This is a genomic window from Mycolicibacillus koreensis, assembly GCF_002104795.1.
Classification (GTDB): domain Bacteria; phylum Actinomycetota; class Actinomycetes; order Mycobacteriales; family Mycobacteriaceae; genus Mycobacterium; species Mycobacterium koreense.
In genome coordinates this window covers 1-6,733 of the sequence record NZ_NCXO01000082.1, presented here as the reverse complement: position 1 = coordinate 6,733, position 6,733 = coordinate 1, and the positions used below count along the sequence as shown (strand labels likewise).

The following is a 6,733-nucleotide window of genomic DNA, read 5'->3' as shown; positions in this document are numbered from 1 at the left end:
CCGGGATACGGCCCGCCGCCGGGATACGGTCCCCCGCCGGGTTATGGCCCGCCCGCGGGGTTCGGTGCGCCGCCACCGCCCGGGTACGGCCCGCCCCCGCCGGGGTATGGGCCGCCGCCGGGCACCGGGCTGGCCGCCAAGCCGGGGGTGATCCCGCTGCGCCCGCTGGGGCTGGCCGATCTGTACAACGGTGCGGTCGGGTTCATCCGGGCCAACCCGAAGGCCACGCTCGGGTTGACCGCGATCATCGTCGTCGTCACCCAGCTCATCGTGTTGGCGATCAACGTGGCGTCGCTGGCTTCCCTCGGCGCCCTCGACGTGGACTCCGGCGACGAGTCCAGGCTCACCAACGGGGTGCCCACCGCGATCAACGGCCTCACCCAATTGGTGTCCGGGTTGTCCGGGCTGGTCCTCACCGGGATGCTCACCGTCGTCGTCGGCCGGGCGGTGTTCGGATCCGGTATCACCATCGGCGAGGCCTGGGATCGGGTGCGGGGACGCCTCCTGGCGTTGATCGGGCTGGTGCTGCTGGAGGGCCTGATCGCGGTGGGGGTGATCGGCGCGGCCGTGCTGGTCGGCGCCGCAGTGGCCGCGGCGGTCGGCGGGGTCATCGCTGCGCTGGTGATCGTCGTCCTGGTCGGGGCCGCCGTTGTCACGGTGATCTGGCTGTACGTCATGTGGGTTTTCTCCGCGCCGATCATCGTGCTGGAACGCCTCGGTGTCGTCGCGGCGATGAAACGGTCGTTCTCGCTGGTGCGCACCAGTTTCTGGCGCATCACCGGGATCGAGCTGCTGACCGGTCTGATCACCGGCCTGGCCGCCGCCGCGATCGGCGTTCCGTTCGGCATCGTCGGGCTTCTCGTCGGCGCCTCCACCGACTCGATGCTGCTGGTGCTGCTGGTCGCCGCCGTCGGCACGATCCTCGGGCAGATCATCGTGCAGCCGTTCTCCGCCGGCGTGCGGGTCCTGCTCTACACCGACCGCCGGATCCGTGCCGAGGCCTTCGACCTGGTGCTGCAGAGCGGTGCCGCCAGCGGGCCGGCCGCCACCGACACCACCGACGCCCTGTGGATGGCGCGCTAACCGTGTCCGCCGTCGACATCGACCGCGATCCCGCGCACGACGCGGCCGGCCACGAACTGGCCAAGCCGATGTATCACCCGGACACCTCGCTGCTCGACCGTCTCGGCGACTGGCTCAACGACCGCATCAACCAGATGCTGGCCGCCGCATCGGAGATCCCCGGTTCGTGGTTCACGCTGACCCTGGTGGCGATTCTGCTGGTCGTCATCGGGGTCGTGGCGATCCGGATGGTGCGCCGCACCATGGGCGGCGCCCGCCAGCGCGACCCGATGTTGTTCGACGCCGGCATCCGCACCGCCGCCGAACACCGCGCCACCGCCGCGGCCTGCGCCGAGCGCGGCGAGTGGGCCGAGGCGATCCGGCACCGGGTGCGCGCCGTCGCCCGCGACCTGGAGGAGTCCGGGGCGCTGAGCGACCTGCCCGGCCGCACCGCCACCGAATGGGCCCGCGCCGCAGCGACGGCGCTGCCCGACTTCGGCCCCGAGCTGTCCCGTGCCGCCGAGGTGTTCAACGACGTCACCTACGGTGAGCGCCCGGGCACCGAATCCGGCTACCGGACCGTCGCGGACCTCGACGATCGGTTGCGCAACCGCCGACGCGCCGGGGTGGCCGCCCGGTGACCGCCGCCGTCGCCGCACCGACGGTGCGGCGCCGCCGCGTGTGGGGGTGGACGCTGCTGGCGGTGATCGCGCTCAGCGTGCTGCTCATCGCCGGGATGGTCGTGACCGCGCCGCACCCGGGCGGGCGGATGAACCCCGACGCCACCGAGGAGCAGGGGGCGCACGCGCTGGTCGCCTTGCTGCGCGACCAGGGGGTCAGCGTCGAGGTCGCCGACGATGTTGATGCCGTCGAAGCCGCGACCGGCCCGGACACGCTGCTGCTCATCGCCGAGACCTGGCGTATCCACGACCCCGACCTGCTGGCGAGGCTGGCCGCCACCGACGGAGACCGGCTGCTGGTCGAACCGACCCCGCGGGCATTGGCCGCGCTGGCGCCGGAGTTGACCCGCGGCCACCCCACCTCCGGGGTCACCGACCCGGGTTGCGCGCTGCCGGCCGCGGTGCGCGCCGGGGCCGTCGACTGGGGGCGCGCCGCCACCTACCGGCCGCGCTCGGACGAGACCGATCCGGACATCTGCTACGACGGCGCCCTGGTCCGCTACGACGCGGCGGGGCACACGGTCACCGTCGCCGGCAACGCCGACGTCCTGATCAACGGCGGGCTGCTGAAAGAAGGCAACGCGGCGTTGGCGATGAACCTCGCCGGACAGCAGCCCCGGGTGATCTGGTACGCCCCGCAGCAGACGGTGGGCATCACCACCGACACCCGCAGCACCGCCGAGCTGATCCCCGCGGCGGTGCCGTGGGTGGTGGCACAGCTGGTGCTGACCGTGGTCCTGGTCGCGCTGTGGAAGGGCCGTCGTCTCGGTGCTCCGGTCATCGAGACCCTGCCGGTGGTGGTGCGCGCCTCGGAGACCGTCGAGGGCCGCGGGCGGCTCTACCGGGCGCAGCGCGCCCGCGACCGCGCCGCCGCCACGTTGCGCACCGCCACGTTGCAGCGGCTGCTCCCCCGCCTCGGCCTCGACCCCACCGCCTCCGCCGCGACCGTGACCGCGACGGTGACCCACCGCAGCGGCCTCGAGCCGCAGCAGGTGGGCGCACTACTGTTCGGGGCAGCCCCGGCCACCGACGCCGACCTGCTGGACCTCGCTCGAGCCCTCGACGACATCGAAGGATGGGTAACCCACTGATGACACACGCCTCCCCCACCTCGCCGGAGTCCACCGACGCCGCCGCCGCGCGCACCGCGCTGCTGGCGCTGCGCGCCGAGATCGGCAAGGCCGTCGTCGGCCAGGACGCGGTGGTCAGTGGATTGCTGGTGGCGCTGCTGTGCCGCGGTCACGTGCTGCTCGAAGGGGTGCCGGGCACCGCGAAGACGCTGTTGGTGCGCACCCTGGCCGCCGCACTGCGGCTGGAGTTCAAACGGGTGCAGTTCACCCCCGACCTGATGCCCGGTGACGTCACCGGGTCGCTGGTCTACGACACGCGCACGGCGGCGTTCACGTTCCGGCCCGGCCCGGTCTTCGCGAACCTGCTGCTCGCCGACGAGATCAACCGCACCCCGCCGAAGACCCAGGCGGCGCTGCTGGAGGCCATGGAGGAACGCCAGGTCAGCGTCGACGGGGAGCCGCGTCCGCTGCCGGACCCGTTCATCGTCGCCGCCACCCAGAACCCGATCGAATACGAGGGCACCTACCAGCTGCCCGAAGCGCAGCTGGACCGCTTCCTGCTCAAACTCACCGTCGAGCTCCCGCAGCGCGACACCGAGATCGCGATCCTCGGGCGCCACGCCCACGGCTTCGACCCCCGCGACCTGTCCGGGATCAACCCGGTGGCCGGACCCGCCGAATTGGCGGCCGCGCGCGCCGCGGTCGCGCGGGCTCGGGTCGCCGAGGAGGTGCTCGCCTACATCGTCGACCTCGCCGGCGCCACCCGCCGCTCCCCGGCACTGCAACTGGGGGTCTCCCCGCGCGGGGCCACCGCCCTGCTGGGCACCGCCCGGGCCTGGGCGTGGCTGTCCGGCCGCGACTACGTCACCCCCGACGACGTCAAGACGATGGCACGCGCCACCCTGCGCCACCGGGTGGCGCTGCGTCCGGAGGCGGAACTGGAGGGCGCCACCGCCGACGGCGTGCTCGACGGGATCCTGGCGTCGGTGCCGGTGCCACGCTAGTGGTTCTGACCGGGCGGACCGGGCTGGTCGCATTACTCGCGGTGCTGCCGATCGCGGCGGCGCCGTGGCCCGCGACCGCGTTTGCGGTATTGGGGGCCGTGCTGCTGACCGTGGTCGCCGTGGACGTGGCACTGGCCGCCAGCCCCCGGGCGCTGCGGCTGACCCGCAGCGGAGCCCCGTCGGTCCGGCTCGGTGAGGCGGTCGACACCACCGTCACCGTCCACCACGACGGGGCGCGGCGGCTTCGCGGGCAGCTGCGCGACGCCTGGCCGCCGAGCACCCGGGCCGCCCCGCGGGTACACCGTGTCGATCTGGCACCCGGGGGCCACAGCGCGGTGACGACCCGGCTGCGGCCGACCCGCCGCGGTGACCACGAAGCCGCCGGGGTGACCATCCGGGCGGTGGGGCCGCTGGGCCTGGCCGGACGCCAGCGCACCCGGTCGGTGGCCGGCCGGGTGCGGGTGCTGCCGCCGTTCTTGTCCCGCAAGCACCTGCCGTCGCGGCTGAGCCGGCTGCAGGAACTCGACGGCCGGGCGCCGGCACTGATCCGCGGGCAGGGCACCGAATTCGACTCGCTGCGCGAATATGTGGTCGGCGACGACGTGCGGTCGATCGACTGGCGGGCCACCGCGCGACGCTCCGATGTGGTGGTGCGCACCTGGCGCCCGGAGCGCGACCGCCGCATCCTCATCGTGCTCGACACCGGCCGCACCGCCGCCGGCCGGGTCGGCGTGGACCCCACCACCACCGACCCGGCCGGCTGGCCGCGGCTGGACTGGTCGATGGACGCCGCGCTGCTGCTGGCCGCCCTCGCCTCCCGCGCCGGGGACCGGGTGGATTTCCTCGCCCACGACCGGGTGACCCGGGCGGCGGTCTTCGGCGCCTCCCGCAACGAGCTGCTGTCCCAACTGGTCTCCGTGATGGCCCCGCTGCAGGCGGAGCTGATCGAGTCCGACGCCACCGCCCTGGTCGCCACGATCCTGCGGCGCACCCGCCACCGGTCGCTGGTGGTACTGCTCACCGACCTCAATCCGGCCGCGCTCGACGAGGGTCTGCTGCCGGTGCTGCCGCAGCTGACCGCACGTCACCAGGTGCTCCTGGCCGCCGTCGCCGACCCTCGCGTCGCGACGCTGGCCGCCGGACGGATCGACGCGGCGGCGGTCTATGACGCCGCCGCCGCCGAGCGTTCCCGCAACGCGCGCGCCGCGATGGCCGCCCGGCTGCACCGCGCCGGGGTGGAGGTCGTCGACGCCGGGCCCCACGAGTTGGCTCCCGCGCTGGCCGATCGCTACCTGGCGATGAAGGCGACCGGACGGCTCTGAGCCGCGCTGCACCCTCCCCTTTTCGGCCCCGGACGGGCGCCCTAACCGGCCGGCGCCACATCGGGCGCCTCGAGGATGTCGCCGGTCTCCCCCGCGGCGACGGCCCGGCGGCCGAAATAGACGATGTAGGCGAGGAACGCCGCCTCGGCGAGCACCCCGATGCCGATGCGCACCGGGGTCGGCCACCCCGACGGCGTCACGAACGCCTCGAGCAGCCCCGAGACCGCCAGCACCGCCACCAGCCCCAGCGCGACCGACACCACCGCACGGCCCTGCTCGGCGAGGACCTGGACGCGTGGTCGGTCGCCGGGGGCGATCACCGTCCAGCCCAGCCGCATCCCGACGGCCGCGGCCAGAAACACCGCGGTCAACTCCAGCAGGCCGTGCGGGGTGAGCAGCCCGAGCAGCACGTCACCCTTGCCGGCGTGAAACATCAGCCCCGCGATCAGGCCGAGGTTGGCCGCGTTCTGGTACAGGATGTAGGGAATGGGCACTCCCAGCAGCACCGCGTAGGCGATGCACTGGGCGGCCACCCACGAGTTGTTCAGCCATACCTGCCCGGCGAACGCTGCGGCCGGGTGGGCGCTGTAATAGTCGGCGAAGTCATGGTTGACCAACTGGTCGATCTCGCGTGGCGTGGCGATGCTGGCCTGCACGTCCGGGTTGGTCGCCACCCAGACCGCGAGGACGGCGGTGAAGGCCAGGAACACCACCGCGGTGCCCAGCCACCAGCGCCCCGCCCGGTAGGCCACCACCGGGAACCGCACCGTCCAGAACCGGACGAACTGGCTCCACAGCGGGGCGTGCGCTCCGGTGACCGCCGACCGGGCGCGCGCCACCAGCGACGACAGCCTCCCGGTGACGGTCGGATCGGTCGTCGCCGACCGCAGCACCGACAGATGGGTGGCCACCCGCTGATACAGCTCGACGAGTTCGTCGACCTCCGCACCGGAGAGACGCCGCCGGTTGCGGACGAGTTGATCGAGACGATCCCAGGTGCCGCGGTGAGCCAGCACGAACGCGTCAACATCCACCCGCATAGCGTACGGGCGGGCGGTACACCGGCGGCAGGTAGCGTTTGCGCCATGACGCAGGTGGTGACCGGGGACGCGGTGGTTCTCGATGTGCAGGTAGCGCAGCTGCCGGTGCGAGCGGTCTCCGCGCTGATCGACATCGCCGTGATCACGGTGCTCACGCTGATCGGCTACGGGCTGGCGGCGTTGACGGTCGAGCAATTCGACGGCGCACTGGTGCAGATCCTGGTGCTGGTGCTGGTGGTGCTCATTCCGGTGGTCTACCCCACCGTGTTCGAGACCACGACCCGCGGACGCTCCCTGGGCAAGATGGCGATGGGGTTGCGGGTGGTCTCCGACGACGGCGGCCCGGAACGGTTCACCCAGGCGCTGTTTCGGGCGTTGGCCTCGGTGGTCGAGATCTGGACGCTGTTCGGTAGCCCCGCGGTGATCTGCAGCATCCTGTCCCCCCGCGGGAAACGCCTCGGCGACGTGTTCGCCGGCACCATCGTCATCAGCGAGCGGGGTCCACGCCTGTCACCGCCACCGGTGATGCCGCCCGGGCTGGAAGGCTGGGCCGCG

7 protein-coding genes are annotated in these 6,733 nt (G+C 73.2%); 6 read left to right on the top strand and 1 reads right to left on the bottom strand.

The window, feature by feature from the left end:
- The 5 genes from B8W67_RS21035 to B8W67_RS19660 all read left to right on the top strand — a co-directional run.
- On the top strand, positions 1 to 1,083 hold a 1,083-nt coding region (locus B8W67_RS21035; RefSeq protein ID WP_085305848.1), incomplete at its 5' end, for a DUF7847 domain-containing protein.
- Between the two features lie 2 nt (positions 1,084 to 1,085).
- Positions 1,086 to 1,703 carry a DUF4129 domain-containing protein gene (locus B8W67_RS19675; RefSeq protein ID WP_085305846.1) on the top strand — a complete coding sequence of 206 codons (618 nt, stop codon included), beginning with the start codon at positions 1,086 to 1,088 and terminating at the stop codon, positions 1,701 to 1,703.
- Complete coding sequence (locus B8W67_RS19670) at positions 1,700 to 2,833, top strand: DUF4350 domain-containing protein (protein WP_085305844.1); 1,134 nt, start codon at positions 1,700 to 1,702, stop codon at positions 2,831 to 2,833. Before B8W67_RS19675 ends, B8W67_RS19670 begins: the two co-directional genes overlap by 4 nt.
- Complete coding sequence (locus B8W67_RS19665) at positions 2,833 to 3,816, top strand: AAA family ATPase (RefSeq protein WP_085305842.1); 984 nt, start codon at positions 2,833 to 2,835, stop codon at positions 3,814 to 3,816. The genes B8W67_RS19670 and B8W67_RS19665 overlap by 1 nt, the downstream gene beginning before the upstream one ends.
- Positions 3,816 to 5,138 (top strand): DUF58 domain-containing protein, encoded by a 1,323-nt coding sequence (locus tag B8W67_RS19660; protein ID WP_069391683.1) that lies wholly within the window; start codon positions 3,816 to 3,818, stop codon positions 5,136 to 5,138. Before B8W67_RS19665 ends, B8W67_RS19660 begins: the two co-directional genes overlap by 1 nt.
- 41 nt (positions 5,139 to 5,179) lie before the next feature.
- On the opposite strand, the gene B8W67_RS19655 is transcribed toward B8W67_RS19660, so the two are convergent.
- Positions 5,180 to 6,172, bottom strand: a complete 993-nt coding sequence (locus B8W67_RS19655; RefSeq protein WP_069391751.1) for a stage II sporulation protein M — start codon at positions 6,170 to 6,172, stop codon at positions 5,180 to 5,182.
- 51 nt (positions 6,173 to 6,223) lie between these two features.
- On the opposite strand from B8W67_RS19655, the gene B8W67_RS19650 reads away from it, so the two are divergent.
- Positions 6,224 to 6,733 (top strand): RDD family protein (locus tag B8W67_RS19650; protein WP_085305840.1); only part of this gene is annotated, 510 nt, incomplete at its 3' end.